Annotated in this window: 19 protein-coding genes and 1 tRNA gene; 14 read left to right on the top strand and 6 right to left on the bottom strand. The window is 45.2% G+C overall.

The features are described 5' to 3' along the window. Nucleotides 1-7: 7 nt before the first annotated feature. The 10 genes from AZI86_RS09810 (at nt 8) to AZI86_RS09765 (ending at nt 11,239) form a co-directional block, all read left to right on the top strand. Nucleotides 8-1,345: a TldD/PmbA family protein gene (locus AZI86_RS09810; protein ID WP_253715852.1), complete on the top strand. Its 1,338-nt coding sequence runs from the start codon at nt 8-10 to the stop codon at nt 1,343-1,345. Nucleotides 1,346-1,354: 9 nt separating this feature from the next. After that, nucleotides 1,355-1,678, top strand: coding sequence for a DUF4286 family protein (locus tag AZI86_RS09805; protein ID WP_061834861.1), 324 nt, complete (start codon nt 1,355-1,357; stop codon nt 1,676-1,678). A 75-nt stretch (nt 1,679-1,753) separates the two neighbouring features. Next, on the top strand, nt 1,754-2,191 hold the full coding sequence (locus AZI86_RS09800) for a hypothetical protein (protein WP_061834860.1): 438 nt from the start codon (nt 1,754-1,756) through the stop codon (nt 2,189-2,191). 437 nt (nt 2,192-2,628) lie between these two features. Then, nucleotides 2,629-3,345 carry a hypothetical protein gene (locus AZI86_RS09795; protein WP_157684672.1) on the top strand — a complete coding sequence of 239 codons (717 nt, stop codon included), beginning with the start codon at nt 2,629-2,631 and terminating at the stop codon, nt 3,343-3,345. A 98-nt stretch (nt 3,346-3,443) separates the two neighbouring features. Beyond that, the gene (gene gcvP, locus AZI86_RS09790) at nt 3,444-6,317 is read left to right on the top strand and encodes an aminomethyl-transferring glycine dehydrogenase (protein ID WP_061834858.1); all 2,874 of its coding nucleotides are present in this window, start codon (nt 3,444-3,446) and stop codon (nt 6,315-6,317) included. Continuing rightward, entirely contained in the window at nt 6,317-7,300 is a 984-nt protein-coding gene (locus AZI86_RS09785) for a glycosyltransferase family 9 protein (protein WP_061834857.1), read from the top strand. The genes gcvP and AZI86_RS09785 overlap by 1 nt, the downstream gene beginning before the upstream one ends. 4 nt (nt 7,301-7,304) lie before the next feature. Further along, nucleotides 7,305-8,324: a small ribosomal subunit Rsm22 family protein gene (locus AZI86_RS09780; protein WP_061834856.1), complete on the top strand. Its 1,020-nt coding sequence runs from the start codon at nt 7,305-7,307 to the stop codon at nt 8,322-8,324. Next, nucleotides 8,324-9,391, top strand: coding sequence for a DUF4421 family protein (locus AZI86_RS09775; RefSeq protein WP_061834855.1), 1,068 nt, complete (start codon nt 8,324-8,326; stop codon nt 9,389-9,391). The genes AZI86_RS09780 and AZI86_RS09775 overlap by 1 nt, the downstream gene beginning before the upstream one ends. A gap of 150 nt (nt 9,392-9,541) precedes the next feature. Further along, nucleotides 9,542-10,297, top strand: coding sequence for a cyclic nucleotide-binding domain-containing protein (locus AZI86_RS09770; protein ID WP_081111832.1), 756 nt, complete (start codon nt 9,542-9,544; stop codon nt 10,295-10,297). Between the two features lie 60 nt (nt 10,298-10,357). After that, on the top strand, nt 10,358-11,239 hold the full coding sequence (locus tag AZI86_RS09765) for a polysaccharide deacetylase family protein (protein WP_061834854.1): 882 nt from the start codon (nt 10,358-10,360) through the stop codon (nt 11,237-11,239). A 24-nt stretch (nt 11,240-11,263) separates the two neighbouring features. Here AZI86_RS09765 and AZI86_RS09760 read toward each other — a convergent pair whose 3' ends face one another. From AZI86_RS09760 to AZI86_RS09745, 4 genes are all read right to left on the bottom strand, one after another. Further along, nucleotides 11,264-11,524, bottom strand: coding sequence for a hypothetical protein (locus AZI86_RS09760; RefSeq protein WP_061834853.1), 261 nt, complete (start codon nt 11,522-11,524; stop codon nt 11,264-11,266). Continuing rightward, complete coding sequence (locus AZI86_RS09755) at nt 11,521-11,892, bottom strand: hypothetical protein (RefSeq protein WP_061834852.1); 372 nt, start codon at nt 11,890-11,892, stop codon at nt 11,521-11,523. The genes AZI86_RS09760 and AZI86_RS09755 overlap by 4 nt, the downstream gene beginning before the upstream one ends. A gap of 330 nt (nt 11,893-12,222) precedes the next feature. Beyond that, entirely contained in the window at nt 12,223-12,750 is a 528-nt protein-coding gene (locus AZI86_RS09750) for a DUF4423 domain-containing protein (RefSeq protein WP_253715851.1), read from the bottom strand. Between the two features lie 59 nt (nt 12,751-12,809). Continuing rightward, nucleotides 12,810-13,292: an SAM-dependent methyltransferase gene (locus tag AZI86_RS09745; protein ID WP_061835136.1), complete on the bottom strand. Its 483-nt coding sequence runs from the start codon at nt 13,290-13,292 to the stop codon at nt 12,810-12,812. 132 nt (nt 13,293-13,424) lie between these two features. Here AZI86_RS09745 and gcvT point away from each other — a divergent pair, with 132 nt between their 5' ends. The 3 genes from gcvT (at nt 13,425) to AZI86_RS09730 (ending at nt 15,049) form a co-directional block, all read left to right on the top strand. Further along, entirely contained in the window at nt 13,425-14,507 is a 1,083-nt protein-coding gene (gene gcvT / locus AZI86_RS09740; RefSeq protein ID WP_061834850.1) for a glycine cleavage system aminomethyltransferase GcvT, read from the top strand. A gap of 10 nt (nt 14,508-14,517) precedes the next feature. Then, entirely contained in the window at nt 14,518-14,907 is a 390-nt protein-coding gene (gene gcvH / locus AZI86_RS09735; RefSeq protein ID WP_061834849.1) for a glycine cleavage system protein GcvH, read from the top strand. 59 nt (nt 14,908-14,966) lie between these two features. Beyond that, nucleotides 14,967-15,049 (top strand) — tRNA-Leu (locus AZI86_RS09730). Nucleotides 15,050-15,128: 79 nt separating this feature from the next. Here AZI86_RS09730 and AZI86_RS09725 read toward each other — a convergent pair. Further along, entirely contained in the window at nt 15,129-15,464 is a 336-nt protein-coding gene (locus tag AZI86_RS09725) for a high-potential iron-sulfur protein (RefSeq protein ID WP_061834848.1), read from the bottom strand. Nucleotides 15,465-15,644: 180 nt separating this feature from the next. Between AZI86_RS09725 and AZI86_RS09720 the strand changes: the two genes are divergently transcribed. Beyond that, a complete protein-coding gene (locus AZI86_RS09720) occupies nt 15,645-16,982 on the top strand; it encodes a phospholipase D-like domain-containing protein (RefSeq protein ID WP_061834847.1) in 1,338 nt (445 codons plus the stop codon). On the opposite strand, the gene AZI86_RS09715 is transcribed toward AZI86_RS09720, so the two are convergent. Next, entirely contained in the window at nt 16,969-17,763 is a 795-nt protein-coding gene (locus AZI86_RS09715; RefSeq protein ID WP_061834846.1) for a class I SAM-dependent DNA methyltransferase, read from the bottom strand. The two genes, AZI86_RS09720 and AZI86_RS09715, sit on opposite strands and share 14 nt — an antisense overlap. Nucleotides 17,764-17,938: the final 175 nt, after the last annotated feature.

The raw sequence follows: 17,938 nt of genomic DNA, 5'->3' as shown, positions 1-17,938 counted from the left end.
GATGAGCATGAACTTCACCGAAAAAACCAAAGATGGATTTAACAAAGTTGCCGATCACATTTTAGATCAATTGCAAAACAACGAAGCCGCGAACATCAATTTGCATGCAGAAGATTCAACTTTCATTCGCTTTAACAACAATAAAGTTCGTCAGAATACACAAGTTGAACAGCGCGGACTGTCTTTATTGCTCCAAAAAAATAGCCGTTCTATCAACCTGAGCTTTTCAATCACAGGGAACATCGAAGACGATAAAAAACGCGCCGATCAGTTTTTGAAAATGGCGCGCACGGAGTGTGATTTACTTCCTGAAGATCCATTTCAAGTGCCTTTGCAAAACAACGGACAAAGTGATCACAGCTTCCAAGGGAAACTTTTAGATCCTGCCAACGTCGTTGAAGCCATCACAACACCAGCTGCGGGTTCAGACCTTGCAGGTCTTTATTGTGCGGGTCCTTTGATTTCCGCTAATAAAAACTCAATGGGTCAAAGCCATTGGTTTGCCAATGAAAATTTCTTTATGGATTATTCTTTGTACATGGGCGAAAAGGCGGTCAAAGCCGTTTACGCGGGGACAGAGTGGAACCAAAAGGATTTCGCAGCCAACCTTACCCACACCCAAAGACAGCTGGCCCTTATGAATCGGCCCAAGGTGGAACTTAAACCGGGGGCCTATCGCACCTATCTGGCACCGGGAGCCGTGGCCGAACTCACATCGATGCTGGCTTGGGGGGCTTTAAGTTATAATGCCTACAAACAAGGGGCTTGTGGTCTTGCCAAACTCGCGGATAAAGAAAAAACCTTATCGCCTTTGTTTTCAGTTCGTGAAAACTACGGCTTGGGCCTGACTCACCGATTTAACTCCTTGGGCGAGTTGGCTCCCGAAACTTTGGATTTAATTTCTAAGGGCGAACTTAAAAGCTTCTTAGTCAGTACGCGTTCAGCCAAAGAATACACCACCACCGGTAACGCTGCCGAGGGCTGGGAAGGTCCCCGCGCGATGGAAGTCTTGCCAGGAACTTTGAAAGAATCCGAGATCTTAAAGCAACTAGACACCGGCCTTTATCTTTCGAATTTGCACTATTTAAATTGGTCAGATCGTTTGAATGCTCGTATTACCGGGATGACTCGATATGCCTGCTTCTGGGTCGAAAAAGGCGAAATCGTAGGTCCCATTAAAGATCTGCGGTTTGACGAAAACCTGTATGACTGCTTGGGGCAAAATCTTTTAGGGGTTACGGACTTCCAAGAAACCGATCCTCAAGTTGGAACTTATGAAAGCCGTTCTTTCGGTGGCAAAAAGGTTCCGGGCATGTTAGTCAAAGATTTCAAATTCACGCTTTAGGAGTGTTCCTTGGTTACTTATCTTGTGCGTTTTATGGTCCGTCATGAAGTTTATGAGCAGTTTGTCGAATGGGCAAAAGCCGAACACATTCCTGAAGTATTAGCTCTACCGGGCTTCGTTACCGCTGATCTTTGCTTGCGAAAAGGGGGCAGCATGGAAGCTTCCAGCAAAGATGTAATGATCAGTTACAAGGTTGAAAACGAAGAGGCCATGAAAACTTACATGACTGAATACGCAATGAAAACCCGCGAAAAAGGCTTAGAGAAATTCCCAGGCCAATTTTCTGCACAACGTGAAGTTTGGTTAGAAACTCGTAATTTTACGGTTAAATAGCAGACCGGGGCTTTCATTTCTGCACTTTGAAGTGTATGTTCGCCCTGTAGGTTGTTTTTAAAGAAGGAGGCCACTATGGCTACACCAACATTCCAAAAAATGATTCAAGACTTAACGGCTTCAAAAGGTGTTCAAAATCTTCTTGAAGGTTTCCAAAAATTGAACGACGAGATCAAAAAGAAAGAAACAGAACTAAAAACTGCTTTTGATCAACAACGTGACGAAAAAATTGAGATGGCTTGGAAGAAGTACCAAGAAATCATCAAAGCTTTAAGCGCTTCTGAAGAGAAGATCGAAAAAGAAGTGAACAAAACAATTAAGAACGTAAAAGCTTCTGCTGATTCTTTAGAAAAAAATATCGCGGCTTACAAAAAGAAAGCGATTGCCCAAAAAGCAAAATGGGAAAAATCAGTTTTCAACAAAACAATGAGCGCAAAAACTTCTAAGAAAAAAGCCACTGTAAAAAAAGCGGCAAAAAAGACCGTTCGCAAAGCGACGAAAAAAGCTAAGTAATTAGTTTTATTCGAGCTTAAATAAAAAGGGAGGTCATTCGACTTCCCTTTTTTATTTTGAGCACATCAATTCAAAAACATTGGAATGCTAAATGCAAAAAGCGAATCTTGCTCTCGCAGACTCGCTTTTTTAGGAGCTCCCGTCCGGATTTATCCGAAGGAGTCCGAAATGACCAAAAACAACTATTATAGGTCTTTTCGGATGATCTTGAGAATTCTTAAGCAAATTCTCGCGATCATCTTAATGATTATAAGATTGATTAAAGAACTGCACTAATTTGATGGTCTAAATCTCTCCTTTTTCATCAAGGTACTGGACTAAGGAAAGGACATAAAATCCTCGGATGGAAGATCCAAGGACGAAGCGGCTGCGAGGGCACCTTCTTAGGTGCGGACGGACTTTTCTCGACCGTACCCTTCGTGTTAAATTCAATCTTCATGCGGTACTTGCGAACATTCTTAAAATTGATAATAGCTTTTGTCTTAGGCGCTCTCTTGGCGACCTTCGTGACGTTAACGGCGGTGTCTTATTACGCTGTCGAGCATCTGACATTAGCAACGCCACTAACCCCAGCAAAACCTGCATCCAAAAAAGAAGTCGATCCCGAAGCTGTTCCGGAAGACACCTGGATTAATGCCAACATCTTAGATGTGATTCGCGTGGGTGATCAGTATGCTTCGGAGCTGAATCAATTTGATGAACTTAAAACAGAACTCAGTTCGCATAAGTCACCGCGTTTGTGTGAAATTATTTGTAACGGCAGCTCTTTTGATAAAGATCGTATGCTCGAAGAACGCACCCCTTATCTGCAAAACTATTATCGCCAAAATGGCGCGAAGGCTTTGCAAGATCCGACCTTCCAATTAAAGATGCGCGAGCTTAGCATTCTGTCCGAAATGTTCCCAACTTCATTTCGAAGTGTCTGGAGGGATGTGGAACAAAATCGCGAGTCCCAACCTCGTTGGACCCAGAAAATGGCCTGGTCCCTGCGTTTCGAAGGAGCGGCCCTGGCCGAACTGCCCGACCTGCCTGAAAAATGGGACGAGCTCAAAAAAGAGTCAGATCGAATCCAAAGCTTCCGAGAGCTCATTCAAAGCTGCCAAAAAGGACTTCGTCCCGCCAAAGAACTGCGCGCAGAATGTGAACATCTCTAGGACGCCTCGCATTAGCCTATCCGCAGTCCTTACAGATCTTTCATAGTCGTAATGGGTGTGCTACGCTATCGCGCAAAGCCCGTATCCTCGAGGTATCTATGAAAATTGCTGATCTTTCTGCTAAGAACGAATTCATCCCCCGTCATATTGGACCTACTGACAGCGACATCCACGAGATGTTGAAAACTTTAGGTTTTAATTCACTCGATCAAATGGCCGATAAAGTTATTCCGGCCCAAATCCGCACCCAACACGCTTTTGAAGATGTGGGTTCAGGGATTTCTGAATACGATCTTTTGAACAAACTGAAAAGCATGGTTTCGAAAAATAAAGTTTTCAAATCATACATCGGCATGGGTTACCACGACACAATCACGCCGACGGTAATTCAACGAAATATCTTTGAAAATCCAGTGTGGTACACGGCTTACACTCCTTATCAGCCAGAGATTTCTCAAGGTCGTTTGGAAGCGCTTTTGAATTTCCAGACAATGATCTCTGATTTGAACGGCATGGAGATCGCCAATGCTTCATTGCTTGATGAAGGCACCGCTGCAGCAGAAGCCATGTTCATGGCACATTCCCTTTGCAAAAATAAAGCAAACGCTTTTGTGGTTTCGCCGAACATGCATCCTCACGTGATTGAGGTTATGGGCACACGGGCTGAGCCTTTGGGTTTTGAAATGATCATCATGGATCCGGCGAAATACGATTTCTCTAAACCCGTATTCGGCGTGTTCTTCCAATACCCAGACACTCGCGGTGCGGTTGAGGATTATTCAGCGATTGCGAAAAAATATAAAGAGCATGGCGCCTTAGTCACCGCTTCAACAGACTTGTTGGCGATGACTCTTTTAACTCCTCCAGGTGAATGGGGTGCGGATATGGTTGTGGGTAACTCCCAACGTTTCGGCGTTCCATTGGGTTTTGGTGGTCCTCACGCGGGGTACTTGGCAACGAAAGATGCTTACAAGCGTTTGATGCCAGGCCGCTTAGTGGGTGTGAGTGTGGATTCTCAAGGGAAGTCGGCATTGCGCTTGGCTTTGCAAACGCGCGAACAACACATCCGTCGTGAAAAAGCGACTTCCAATATTTGTACCGCGCAAGTATTGCTAGCAAATATGGCTTCGATGTATGCGGTTTATCATGGACCTCAAGGCCTAAAAAAAATTGCTTTGCGCGTACAACGCTTGACCGGAATCTTAGCTGAAGGTTTGGCAAAACTTGGCACGCCTACAGTGAAAGCTTCTTTCTTTGATACGGTGACCGTGAAAACCGACAAGCTTACGGCCATTATGACCCAAGCTGAAAACTTAGGAATCAATTTCCGCAAAGTGGATGATTCGACTTTGGGCATTTCATTGAATGAAACAACATCTTTAGAAGACATTGAACAAATTTGGGCCGCCTTTAACGGTGGTAAGCCTGCGGCCTTTACGGCTCAGTCCATTGATGACGCCATGGCAGACGTGAAAGTCCCAACGGCGTTGGAACGCACGTCGACTTACATGACTCATCAAGTGTTTAACTCTCATCGCAGCGAAACTGAAATGCTTCGCTATATCCATCACTTGCAAAATAAAGATCTGACGTTGACGCATTCAATGATTCCACTGGGATCTTGCACGATGAAACTAAATGCGACGACAGAGCTTGTGCCCGTGTCATGGCCTGAGATCGGCAAACTTCACCCGTTTGCTCCGGTAAAACAAGCTTCGGGCTTGATTGAAATGATTCACGATCTTGAAAAGAAATTAGCCGATATCACTGGCTTTGCGGCCGTAAGCTTACAACCCAATGCGGGTTCCCAAGGGGAATATGCAGGATTGCTAGTGATCCGCAAATATCACAAATCTCGTGGCCAAGGTCACAGAAATATCTGCTTGATTCCTTCATCAGCACACGGAACAAATCCAGCCTCAGCCGCCCTTGTCGGCATGCAGGTCGTGGTTGTCGCGTGTGATGATCAAGGGAACGTGGACGTTGCCGACTTAAAAGTGAAAGCGGAACAGCATCGCGATAATTTGGCGGCGTTGATGATCACTTACCCTTCAACTCACGGTGTGTTTGAAGAAGGTATCGTTGATATCTGCAAAATCGTTCATGATAACGGCGGACAAGTTTACATGGATGGCGCGAACATGAATGCCCTTGTGGGTATGTGCCGTCCCGGAACATTTGGTCCTGACGTTTCTCACCTGAACTTGCATAAGACCTTCTCAATCCCTCACGGTGGGGGCGGACCAGGTGTGGGACCGATTGGCGTGGGGGCGCATTTAGCGCCGTTCTTGCCAACGCATTCTTTGGTTCCTGAAGCGGGACCCAAAGAGGGTATCACAGCGACAACGTCGGCTCCTTGGGGCAGCGCTAGTATTTTACCAATTTCTTGGGCCTACATCACGATGATGGGGGCGGCAGGCTTACGTAAAGCAACTTTGGTGAGCATGCTGAACGCCAACTACATCGCTAAAAAATTAGAACCGCACTACCCGATTCTTTACAAAGGTAAAAACGGTCTGGTGGCGCATGAATGTATCGTTGATACTCGCGAAGTGAAGAAGACTTCGGGGATTGATGTGACAGATATCGCGAAACGTTTGATGGATTTCGGATTCCACGCACCAACCATGAGCTTCCCGGTTGCGGGTACATTGATGATCGAACCGACTGAATCTGAATCTAAAAAAGAATTAGATCGTTTCATCGATTCAATGGTGGCGATTCGTAAAGAGATCGCCGCGGTAGAGTCCGGCAAAATGGATAAAGAAAACAACGCATTGAAAAATGCTCCGCACACCGCACAGATGTTAATGAAACCAGAGTGGAATCATCCGTATTCACGTGAAGAAGCGGTTTATCCCCTAGAATGGCTGCGCGGAAATAAATTCTGGATTTCTGTAGGCCGGGTCGACAATGCGTACGGTGACCGTAACCTTGTTTGCTCTTGCCCATCGATTGAAGAATATCAATAGTGGCAAAAAAAGTTCTGCTGATTCGCCTAGATAAAATCGGAGACCTGATCTGCACTTTGTGTGTCGATCAGGTCCGCTTTCTAGCCGATTGTGAAGTTCAATGGGTGATCGCTAAAGGACTTTCTTTTATCCCTGAAAATGCCGATCCTAGACGCTCTTTCATCGAAATTTCTAAAGAAGATTGGAAGACGTCCTTAAAAGCTTTAAGACAATTCATTCGGGAATTTAAGCCCGACATCGCGGTCAGCTTTCAAGCTCCGTGGTGGGTGAATTATGCTCTGTGGGCCGAAGGCGTAGCGGTTCGTGCGGGTGTAAAATCCCAATGGCACAGCTTTTTGTTTTTGAATAAAGGCTTACGCCAACGTCGCAGCATCGCGAATAAGCATGAAGCCGATTACAATAAAGATCTTTTAGGTCATGCTTTTGATGCAACCCCGGTAACCGAAGCGACGCCAATTTTAAAATTGATCGCACCTAGCTCCCCAGGACTTTTAGAAAAGCATCAATTGTCGCCGCAAGAATATATCGTGGTTCATCCTGGAATGGCGGGGTCGGCTTTAAACTGGCCGATTCCCAATTACCTGCAATTGATCGCCGAAGTGGCTGAAAAGACCCAAGTGGTTGTCACTGGCACGCCGGCAGATGAACCTTGGCTTAAAGAAATCAAAGAAAAATTTAAACACAACACGCGTGTTTTGATTTTACAGAATAAGCTTAACACCAAAGAGCTCATGTTGATCTTAAAGCACGCAAAAGCCCTCGTGGTTCCTTCCACGGGGGTTGCGCATATCGCCGCCTCTTTAGGTACGCCGGTATTAGGAATTTATTCTCCGGTGCGCGTCCAGCATCCGCGTCGTTGGGCGGCCCGAGGAGATAAAGTCCAAATCTTTATGCCCGAAGGGCATGACCCCGATGACGTCGGGCCGGAAGTCATGTCTGAAATCAAAGTCAGTGACTTGCTGAAAGCTTTAAGAGCACTATAAAAGCATGCACACATCTTGGAGCTTTCCCCCGTCTTTTGAATCCTCAATTCGCGAAGCTTTAAAAAGCTTTGATCTGACATTGGAAGACTCTAAAGCCTTGGCGAAATGTGTCTTGGCTCTTTCAGATTACTTTATCCAAAAGCCCGACGGACAAACGCCGTGGCATGAATCTTGGGCGCAGATCGCTTACCTGGCCTATTTCCTTCCTTTAAATGCCACGCGCTTAAATCGGTTGGTGCATGAAGCCGATGCTCGTGGATTTTTTGAAGGTATCGAACATGTGATTGATTTTGGCGCAGGACTCGCCACCGCATCCCTGACGCTTTCAGAAAAGCATCATTTCAAGTTTCACTTGGTCGAACGTTCCCAAGAACCGCAAAAACTGATCGAAAAATATTTCACACAGTTTAAGGCTGAAGAGTGGCAAAAAACCTGGGGCAAACAAAACCTCAAAGATCCCAAGAAAACTTTGGCATTATTCAGTTACTCTTTGACCGAACTTTCCGACATCCCTGATTGGGCTTACAATTGCGAGGCCTTGATGTTGGTGGAACCTTCCACCCAGCAAGATGGGCGGAAGTTGTTAGATTTAAGACAAAAACTCATTGATAAGGGCTATCAAGCCTGGGCGCCCTGCACTCATCAATTAGCTTGCCCACTTTATTCCCAATCAAAACACGATTGGTGTCATGATCGCGTTCACTTTGCCGCCCCTTCTTGGTTTTTGAAAATGGAAGAGCAACTGCCGATGAAAAATCGCACGCTGACTATGAGCTATGTATTGATGCGAAAAACACCGGCCCCAAAAATCCTGGCGGCTCGCGTGGTCGGTGATCGCTTAGAGGAAAAAGGCAAAGACCGCCAGATGGTCTGCCGCAGTCCCGAAAGGGAATTCCTAGCGTGGCTGCATAAAACAGGCTTACGCCAAGAAATTCCGCGCGGAGTTTTGATTGATCTGCCCGCGGATTTACCAAAGGTTTCAAACGAACTTCGCGTGAATCAAGAAATCAAGGTATTAAAGTAATGTCCTTATTAAAAAGATTTCTTTTCCTGATTCTTTTAGCTGTTTCAGCCACGACTTTTGCGGAAGAAACTAAAAGCACTCAAGAAATCTTAGCCGAAGAATACCAATCTCAAGAAACTCCATTTTGGGAGCCGCAAAAATCTGATCAATTAAAAGTCAAAACGGGATTTTCAGTCCCCAGATACAGTGTCGAATTCGATAGCCCAAACAAAACCAAAGCGAAATTTGAACCCAATGCAAATTCAAAAGTATTTTTGAATTTAGGCTATCGCAATCTTTCTGCCACCGCTTCCACGACCCAAGCGCAAAGCCACGAAGATGAATCCACCAAAGGCAGCAGTGATGGAACCGACTTTCAATTCAGACTTTATGGTAAAAGAACCTATGAGTTCTTTTACCAGTCCTATCATGGCTACTATTTAGATAACTCGGCCGAGCTTGATCCAGCCTATGTAAATACTGATAAAAAAATTCTGTATCCCCACCTAAAAACTCAAAATTATGGGATGAATTTTTTCTGGAATTTAGACGACGAAGAGTTCTCTTTTGCCGTGGCCTTTGATCAGGCGGGACATCAACGTAAAAATGCTTTGGGCTGGAGTGTCTTCGGTCACGCCAGCCAATCAAAAATCACGAATGGCAATCAATCCCTCATCCCGGCGAGTGCCGCGCCTACTTTTGGCTCGCTTGCCGATATCACTGATATCAATAGATTCACGCTTGCCGGTGGAGCGGGCTTTGGTGCGATCTTGATTTTCAAAGAAAAATATTATGCCACGGGACTCTTGGCGCTAGGTTTAGGTTATCAAGATGCCCAGTTTAAAAGTACGGATGGCGGTCAGGAAAATAAAAAAGATCTGGGCACTTATTCGACCCTTCGAATGGGTGCCGGTTACAATGGCCAGAAACATGTCGTGGGACTTCAGGTTTTAGCTGAGCGCGTAGGCTCTAACGTCGGCGATGGGGAAATCGGTGGCACCTTGGCTGAACTGAGTCTTGCTTATTCCTATCGTTTTGACTCTGTCAGTTTACCACCCCTTGATGTGATTTCTTCTTGGCTTGATTAGCTAGGTCCTAGTTTAAAATCTCAAATCACGACATTCAGTTTCGATCTGACCCCTTACCCTTGTGAGGTGTTCCTAAGTAAGCGAAAATGTAAAAGGTGTCACCATTGACTCGTCCTTAAGTGAGACGGGTTTAATTATGGAAGGTTTAAGATGGGACAGGAAAAAAAGAACACGTTCTTGATCGTCAGTGGCGATAAAGTGCGCGTGCAGAAGTGCACCGACATTTTAAATCGCAATTTCCCTAACTGTTCAATCTTTCACAGTGCCGAATGGTTCGAGACAAAATACAAGCTGGATAACGTCCATCCCAAAGCCATTTTGGTGGATGAGTATTTACCTAAAGGCTCGGGCTTTGACGTCGTCACCAAGGTTTTAAAAGAGCGTAACAACAATGACATTTCGATTATCATCATGTCTTACGTGAGTGACCATGATGCCTTTACCAAAGAAGTGGCCTCCGGCCGCGTGCAGTTCTTAAATGAACCCGACCGCGAGTCGGCCCTGGTAGAGTGTGTTTCGAAAATAGTTTCACCCCATAAGGTAGAAACTCAAGTTCAATATCAAATCAAACAGCTTGAACCCGGAGCCATTCTATTTGCGGAAGGTGAAAAAACCGAGCTGACCTATATCGTAAAAAAAGGCAGCCTGCGCGCCTATTGCGCCAGCCCCGAAGGGGACAAAATCACTTTAGGTGAGATCGTTGCCGGTGAGTTTGTCGGCGAAATGGGGCATTTTAATCACGAACCTCGTTCGGCCACCGTCGAAGCGATTACGGATGTCGAGCTGATTGCCATCCCTAATTCGGCGGTAGACAACGTCATCTTTACCCGGCCGTCATGGGCTAAGGCGCTGGTAAAAACCCTCTCAACCCGACTTAAAAAGGCCAATAAAGCATTAGCTGGCTAGATTTTTCAAAGACCGCCTTCGCTCTTTAAAATTTTTCGGGGCCGAGTTATTTTTTGGTCCATGAAAAAACAAATCATTCTTAAAAGCCTTATTGCTTCCTTGGTTTTAATTTCGAACACAACCTATGCTCACGAATTCGATGACATCGAAAATCAAGATGCCGAAATCGAAATGACGGAACAAATCCGTTCTGAACAAAAAGAATATTTTGAAGAACTTCAAGAAAACTGGATGCGCGGCACATGGGCGCGTCCTCGCGCCGGAGGCAGCTGTAAATACGTTTCTAGTATTTTCTCTCCGCCCCCAGCAAAAACGGTGGTGCTGACTTTTGACGACGGTCCTTCTTCGTCACTGACTCCCCTAGTTTTAGATATTTTAAAAAAGCACGGGGTCAAAGCGACCTTCTTTATGAAGGGCAATGCCGCCACTTCAAAAATGAGCATCGTAAAAAGAGTGAACGCCGAAGGCCACATCGTGGCTAATCATTCTTACAGCCATCCGAATTTCCACACATTATCACAAGGGACTCAAGTCAGTGAATTCACAACAACAGATTCGATCTTGCGCTCAGAGATGCCATCTTCGACCAAACTGTTCCGTTATCCTTACGGAAACTCGACTTGCAGCACGAACGCCTTAGCACAAAGACAAGGGTATAAAATCGTAGGCTGGCATGTGGATTCTTGCGATTGGGCCTTTTCTAAGAACGGTTATGTTACATCAAAACAAGCCGCTCTTTGCGCGGTGAAACCCGCTAACACCGCGAACTTTGCCGGACACGTTCTGAGCGAAGTCCGACGCCTTAATGGTGGTATCGTACTCATGCACGAAGTGCATCAGCGCACAGTGTATTCTTTAGATGAAATCATCGTCAGATTGAAACGCGAAGGCTTCACCTTCACAAATCTGAACGACCCAAAAATGGCCCGCTACCTAAAATAGGTCGCGGCACCTAATATAAGAATTTTAATAGTCTTTGCGGCTCATCACGCTAATTACAATCGCCGTCGGATGACTGTGTTCATCGGCGGTCAAAGAATAAATGACTCTCAAGCCATCTTTAGTTTTGTAAAGATAACGATCCTCACCAATTTCCTCTGAATTCCTCATCACCTGATCTTTATTTTTTGCGGACTCGACCATTTCAATGAACTGAGAGAGTCCCGAGTAAGCCCCCCCACTCTCTTCAATTTTATCTCTAGAGTGGCGCGTAAATAGTAATTTCATTTAATGATGTCCTTTATAACACTGCTATCGACCAACTCGTCGTCATATTTTCCCGCAGCTACGAGATCTTTATATCGTTGAACAATCACGTCGGATAACTCTAATTGGATATCACCGACGAGGGACTTAAGGCGTCTATCTGCGTCTTCAATTTTATAATAGTACCAAAATGCAATCGGAATTAAAATAATGAGTAGCCAAAAAGACCACAGGGACAAAAGCTTATTCCATTCGGTTCCATTTTTGTCTGTCGTCTGATTTACAGTCACTCCGACCAATAGTGCAATTCCAATGGTAGTGACTGCAAATACCAAGGTCCGAAATAGCGGACTGTGAAGCCATTTTTTTTGATTTTGTTTTTTTGCCATCGAAACAATTATAAACAATTAATTGTTAATTTTGAATCAAAATTTAAAAACTAGATCTTAGATATAGAACATGTTCCTACGATTACAAACTAAGGCGAATCAAAAGGGTTCAGCCGCGAGGCGGAGGATTTCGGCTGCCACGGAGGCGTACTCCTAGTACGTCGGAGAGCAAGCCCGAACCGCACAACGAAGTGGATGGGCCCTTTTCATTCGCCAGATCGAAGACGAAAAAAAACCCGAGGCGTCCAAGCCCCGGGTGTTTAAAAATAGTCGAGTTTTAATTTGAATCGCAGCCTTGAAACGTTCCGATGTTAGGCTGAAGACCGCTTCTTAATCGTTAAGACCGAATCCGGAGATTGGAAACAACGACAAAGAGATCTGATAAGTTTTCCCTGGAGTTGCCCCTGCATCTAGTAACTGGGCAATCTCGCGGCGGAAAGCTTTGATTCTTTCTTTGGCTTCTGGAAGACGGTTTTCATCCACGTTGATAGAGATCGTAGATTGTTCGCGCTCTTCAGTTGGCATCTTTTCTAGAAGGCGCTCCAATTTACGTTTCATCTTCTTTTCGCGGCTCATCTCGCCAAAACGAGATAATTCTTCCGGTGAAAGGTTTAAACGCTCCCCAAACATGCGAATAGTACGCATTGTTACTGTGCGTTTGCCATTAAGAATTTTGGACAAGAATGACGAGTCCACTTCCAAATGACGTGCGAAAGCACGCAGCGAGTAACGAGGATAGTTTTGGCTACGGCGAGCCAATTCATCTTCAAGAAACTGTCTAAAATCTGAGTTTTTATTTACATCCTGCATGAGGACACAATTATTGATAGCAGACCGAATAATCAATAACTTGTTCACGCCTTACATACATTTAATGCTGCCCAAAGAGGTTGCGTTAAGTTCCGATTAAAAAAATTTTATTTCTTATTAAAAATCAATAGCTTACGAATCCGTCCTCGCTCATCAATTTGGCAATCTTCATTGCCGATTTCGTAATCAAAGTCAGGAATCTCAGGCAAACTCTGAAGTAATTTTTCAGCTCTACCCTGGGGGCATAAAATCAATTTTTTTGCTCGCAGAAGCCCACGGGAAGAAATCGATCTTAAAATCCTTTCGATGGTAAAAGCGCCCACCCCCGCAATCACGACGTTGCCCTCAACCGGTGTCAATAAATCCTCCCCCGCTAGAGGCAGAAAGAAAGCTTGGGCGGAATGATCTTTTATATAATGCTCTTGTTCAAAACGCCGCTCAAGTTGCTCAATTATATGGCGAACCTGATCTACGAAGTGAATAGACGGAAATTCACCGCTTTCATAGGCATTCAGGCCCATATAGCCATGGTCGCAACAGAAGTCCCACACCGGGTTTCCGGGAATCAGTTGATCGTAAATAAGCTGCATGCGCGGGGAGAGTTTGAACATCGAGCAGTATAAATAGAATCCTCGTTGACTGTCTGTCCAGGGGAAAGGAAACTCGCCTGGCGGCTTGCGCCGCAAGATGTGCAGCGGGTGAGCCCGCGGAACTGGATTAAGATGAAAAAGACACCTTTAGCAGAAACTCATGAAAAGTCCGGCGGCCGCATGGTCGACTTTGCTGGTTGGTATATGCCTGTTCAATACACGGGCCTTCGCGAAGAACACGACAATGTTCGTAAGAATGTGGGTTTGTTTGACGTCTCTCACATGGGCGAAGTCCGCGTTAAAGGACCTAAAGCTCTTGAGACTTTAGAATGGTTAACCACCAATGACGTTTCTAAATTGAACGACGGCGAAGCTCAGTACTCTTTGCTTCCAAATGACCAAGGTGGCTTGGTTGATGACATCATCGTTTATTGCCTAACAAAAAATTCGGACTATTTGGTCTGCGTAAATGCTTCGAACAAAGACAAAGACTTTGCGTGGATGACCAAACATAACAAAGGTGCTGACATCACAGATGAAAGCGATATGTGGGGTCAGATTGCGATTCAGGGACCCAAAGCCCTAGAGCTTTGCGATCGCGTTTTTGGCTTTAAAGTCAGCGAAATGAAATCCTTCACCGTGAAAACGGGCCAATTCCAAAACTACAAAATCATGGTCGCAACCACAGGTTATACCGGCGAAAAAGGCTGTGAGGTTTTTGTGGAAGCTGCGGGAACCCCGGCTTTATGGAAGGCCCTTATGGAGCAAGGCAAGGACTTGGGAGTCGCCCCTATTGGTTTAGGCGCTCGCGATACATTGCGTACAGAAATGAAGTACTCGCTTTACGGCCATGAGATTGATGACACGACGAATCCATATTCTGCGGGTCTTGGCTGGGTGATTAAACCGGCTAAAAAAGACTTTATGGGGAAGTCCATTATCGTGGGCAAAAAAGAGGCAGGTTTAACCCAAAATCTTGTGGGATTTAAGATGCTTGAGAAGGGCATCCCTCGTCAGGGTTACGCCCTGTTTTCTTTTGACAACAAAGAAATCGGCAAGGTAACTAGTGGGACACACTCACCGACCCTGGATGAACCTATCGGAATTGCTTTCATTGATGCGGCTTACGCCAAAGAAGGAACGGAATTCCACCTAGATGTTCGCGGTCGCCGTGTTAAAGCGGTGGTTTGCAAAACCCCTTTTGTGACTAAATAAGGAGCCTCACATGGCATTTCATATTCCTGAAGACTATTACTACACTAAAGAACACGAATGGGCTCAAGTTGATGAGAACATCGTCACTGTTGGTATCACTGAGTTTGCTCAAGATTCATTGGGCGAGATCGTTTACGTTGAGCTTCCAGAGGAAGGTCAAAAGATCACTCAAGGCCAAACTTTTGGTGTTGTTGAGTCGGTTAAAGCCGTGAGCGACCTTTATGCTCCGGTTTCAGGCACTGTTATCGAAGTAAATGCTTCTTTGGGTGATGACCCTTCAGTATTGAACGACGACCCCGTGAACGAAGGCTGGTTGGTTCGTATCGAAATGGATACTGAAAAGGAACTCGCAAATCTGATGCGTGCTCCGGACTACAAAAAATTGATCGCTGAGAAGTAATTTTTTACTTGCAAGCGCCTGGCCGATTAGGCTAGAAATGACTTTCGAATTTTAGGTGTGCCCCGCTGGTGAAATTGGCAGACACGCTAGACTTAGGATCTAGTGCGCAAGCGTGGGGGTTCAAGTCCCTCGCGGGGCACCAAATCTCTTCTTGAAAGAGATCCGCAAAAAGCTGACTGGATAAGTCGGCTTTTTTTATTTTAATCCCCCCAAAAAAATTCTTAAGACTTTTTGGCCCAGGATGCACAGTAGGCGTCGGCTAAAACGTATTTGCCAGCAAAGATCAAACAAGTGCCAACTTCTTTTCCTGCCCGAATTTCTTTTTTTGCATAGAATGCACAGTTTGCGCAGTGATTGCCTTTACTTGCTGGAACTTTTTTATAGTCTTCAACGTATTTCACCGCCTTGGCGGTGGAATCCCCTGGGATTAAAAGAGGGATGACACCTTTTGATGCCTGGGCCTCAGCTCGTGATGGACCTACAAAATTAAACGCCGTTATTCCACCCACAACAATGGCAGCGTTTTTAAAAAATGCTCTTCGACTTATTGATTTCATTGGACTCTCCTGATTCTTAAAACCCTGCCATGGTAATAATTAAATGAAAATGCAGCTGATGGATGCGCAACTTTTGTCACCGGCCTATAGAAACTTCCCAGTGTAAATCTGGACAATGATTTTAGGGTCCTTATCTTGTGGCATCTTTTTCGCTATGGATCCTCCTATTCGGAGGCTCTGGTGCGTTCTATCATTCTTGCTTTAAGCGTTTTTCTTTTTTCTAAAGCGGTGGTTGCCGACCAAGTTCGTTATATTCCTCACTCTGAAGGCGCGTTGGCGAGCTTTTTAGATATCATTCAGAACTCGCGTAAATCGATCGATATGACCACGTTTATCTTTGAACCCTGCCATGCTAGCACTCTGGTGGTGATGGATGCCTTGGCGGCTAAGGCGCGTTCAGGAGTTTCAGTGCGCATCCTGCTTGATGCCTTTATGCACGATAAAAAACAAGCGTGGCAGTTGAACAACTATTTTGCTCAACAGGGGATTCAGATCCGTTGGTTTAATACCAGTCCGCTTTTAAATTTGAACTTCCGTTCGCACATCAAGCTGATTGTTTCTGATGGGCAAAAATATATCACTGGCGGACGTAATTACGCGGACGAATACTTCGGCCTTTTTGAAGGCGCCAACTTTATTGATCGTGATGCTTTCGTGGAAGGTGCTTCGGCGAAAGAAGCACAAAAAGTTTTTAATACGATGTGGGCCTCTTCTTGGACGAAAACAGTCAAGCCCTCGCATACTCGTATTTCGTGGAAAGAAGTTTGTGAATATGATGAGTCCGAGCGGGCTGCTGAAATCAAAGATCATTTTAATAAATACCGCACTGAACTGGTGAACGCTCTGCCATTACGTTCTTGTCCTGACACCCATTTCATCGCTGATGAACCCGGTGCTAAAATTTTAGATCAACATCGCAACGGCATTGAAATGGCTGAAAGCAAAGGCAAACATACGACGGCTGAGTTTTTAAAATTCATTCGCAATACTAAAAAAACTATGGTGATGGAAAACTGGTCGCTGATGCCGCATGAAAATATGCGCTATGAGTTTTTCGACCTACGCTGGAAGAAAATTCCGGTTTTATTTATCACCAACGACAATATGGATGGCCCGGGTATTTTGAAATACGCCGAGGACAGCCATAACAATCGTGCGGCTCGATTGCAAAACCAAGGTTCGATGGCCGTAAAACAGATTTCCATGCACGGAGCCTTGCAAGATAACTGGTTATTATCCCCGCCTAACACCGAATACCGCCTGCATGGCAAAGTCGGCGTTCGCGATGATAAAGATATTATCGTCAGCAGCTTTAACATTGATCAACGATCCTATTCTTTAAATATGGAGTCGATGATCCTGGTTCGCAATTGCCCTGCTTTTGCTCAAGATGTGGACGCCGGCTTTAATGATCTTTTGATCGTTTACGAACAAGATAAAGCCGCCGGCGTTCCACCGAACAATAATGACAACCTGCTTTGGACGGTCCTAGGCGCTTTGGGCGCTAGCTTTTTCTAAGAACGGGAACCATTCTCCAGGCCGCTTCGGCGTTATTAAACGGCACGCCCGTGGACATAGCGCCATACCAATCGACAATCTCAAATACCCCCGAGGCCGCAACCAGGGCCGCGAATTCCGTCGCGGTAAAGCAACGCTGTGGCGATTGATCCTTGAGGGTTCCAACTCTTTCCCCGTCTTGATATTCCATTTTCAACGATACATTGGTTATCTGGGAAACAGGGTCAAAGGTGTCGCTGGGGGAACCCCACTGGATTTTCACTTTAATGCCGTCTTTCTCCATCTCCCATTCACTCGCGGTGGATTTAGATATTTCAAAAACGGACTTGGGGTGACTCATCTCTAAAATATACAAACCACCGGGGTTTAAAATCTGCGCCACGGACCTGAGATGTTCAATAACGGCTTCATTTGAAAGCAAGTACGAAGTCGAATCCATCAGCAAAACGGCTAAGTCATAGCGATTTTCAGACTGATACTTGATCATATCAGCGCACTCGCAGTGAACGACGACACCCGCTTTTGCCGCTTTGTCTTGGGCATAGGTGGTCATCTCTGCCGAAAGGTCCACGGCGGTCACACTTTGCAGGCTCTTAGCCATTTCTAGACAGTGCAAAGCAGGGCCCGCGCCGAACTCTATAAATGAGTTTAAATGTGATTTTGAATGTTTTTGAAATACGTCTTCCAAAAACCGACATTCCTGGGGAACATCTTTAAAATCAAAGGCGATATCGTAATATTTTGCGAACGAATAAAAATCTTCGTGAAATTGAGATTTCATGACTAACTCCGAAATAAATTAAAATAAAAATAGAAACTAAACGCCGCGAACCCTATTTGGGGCGGTCGTATATAAAAAACTGCGTTTTGGAAAGCTAGTTAGTCATTTGATGAGCGGAAGATATTCGATACTTGCCTTGCCAGGCAAGGTAAATTTGTAAACTTCATAAAATGGC

The organism is Bdellovibrio bacteriovorus, assembly GCF_001592735.1.
Lineage (GTDB): Bacteria > Bdellovibrionota > Bdellovibrionia > Bdellovibrionales > Bdellovibrionaceae > Bdellovibrio > Bdellovibrio bacteriovorus_D.
The sequence above is the reverse complement of the archived record's forward strand: the minus strand, read 5'-3'. Positions and strand labels throughout refer to the sequence as shown.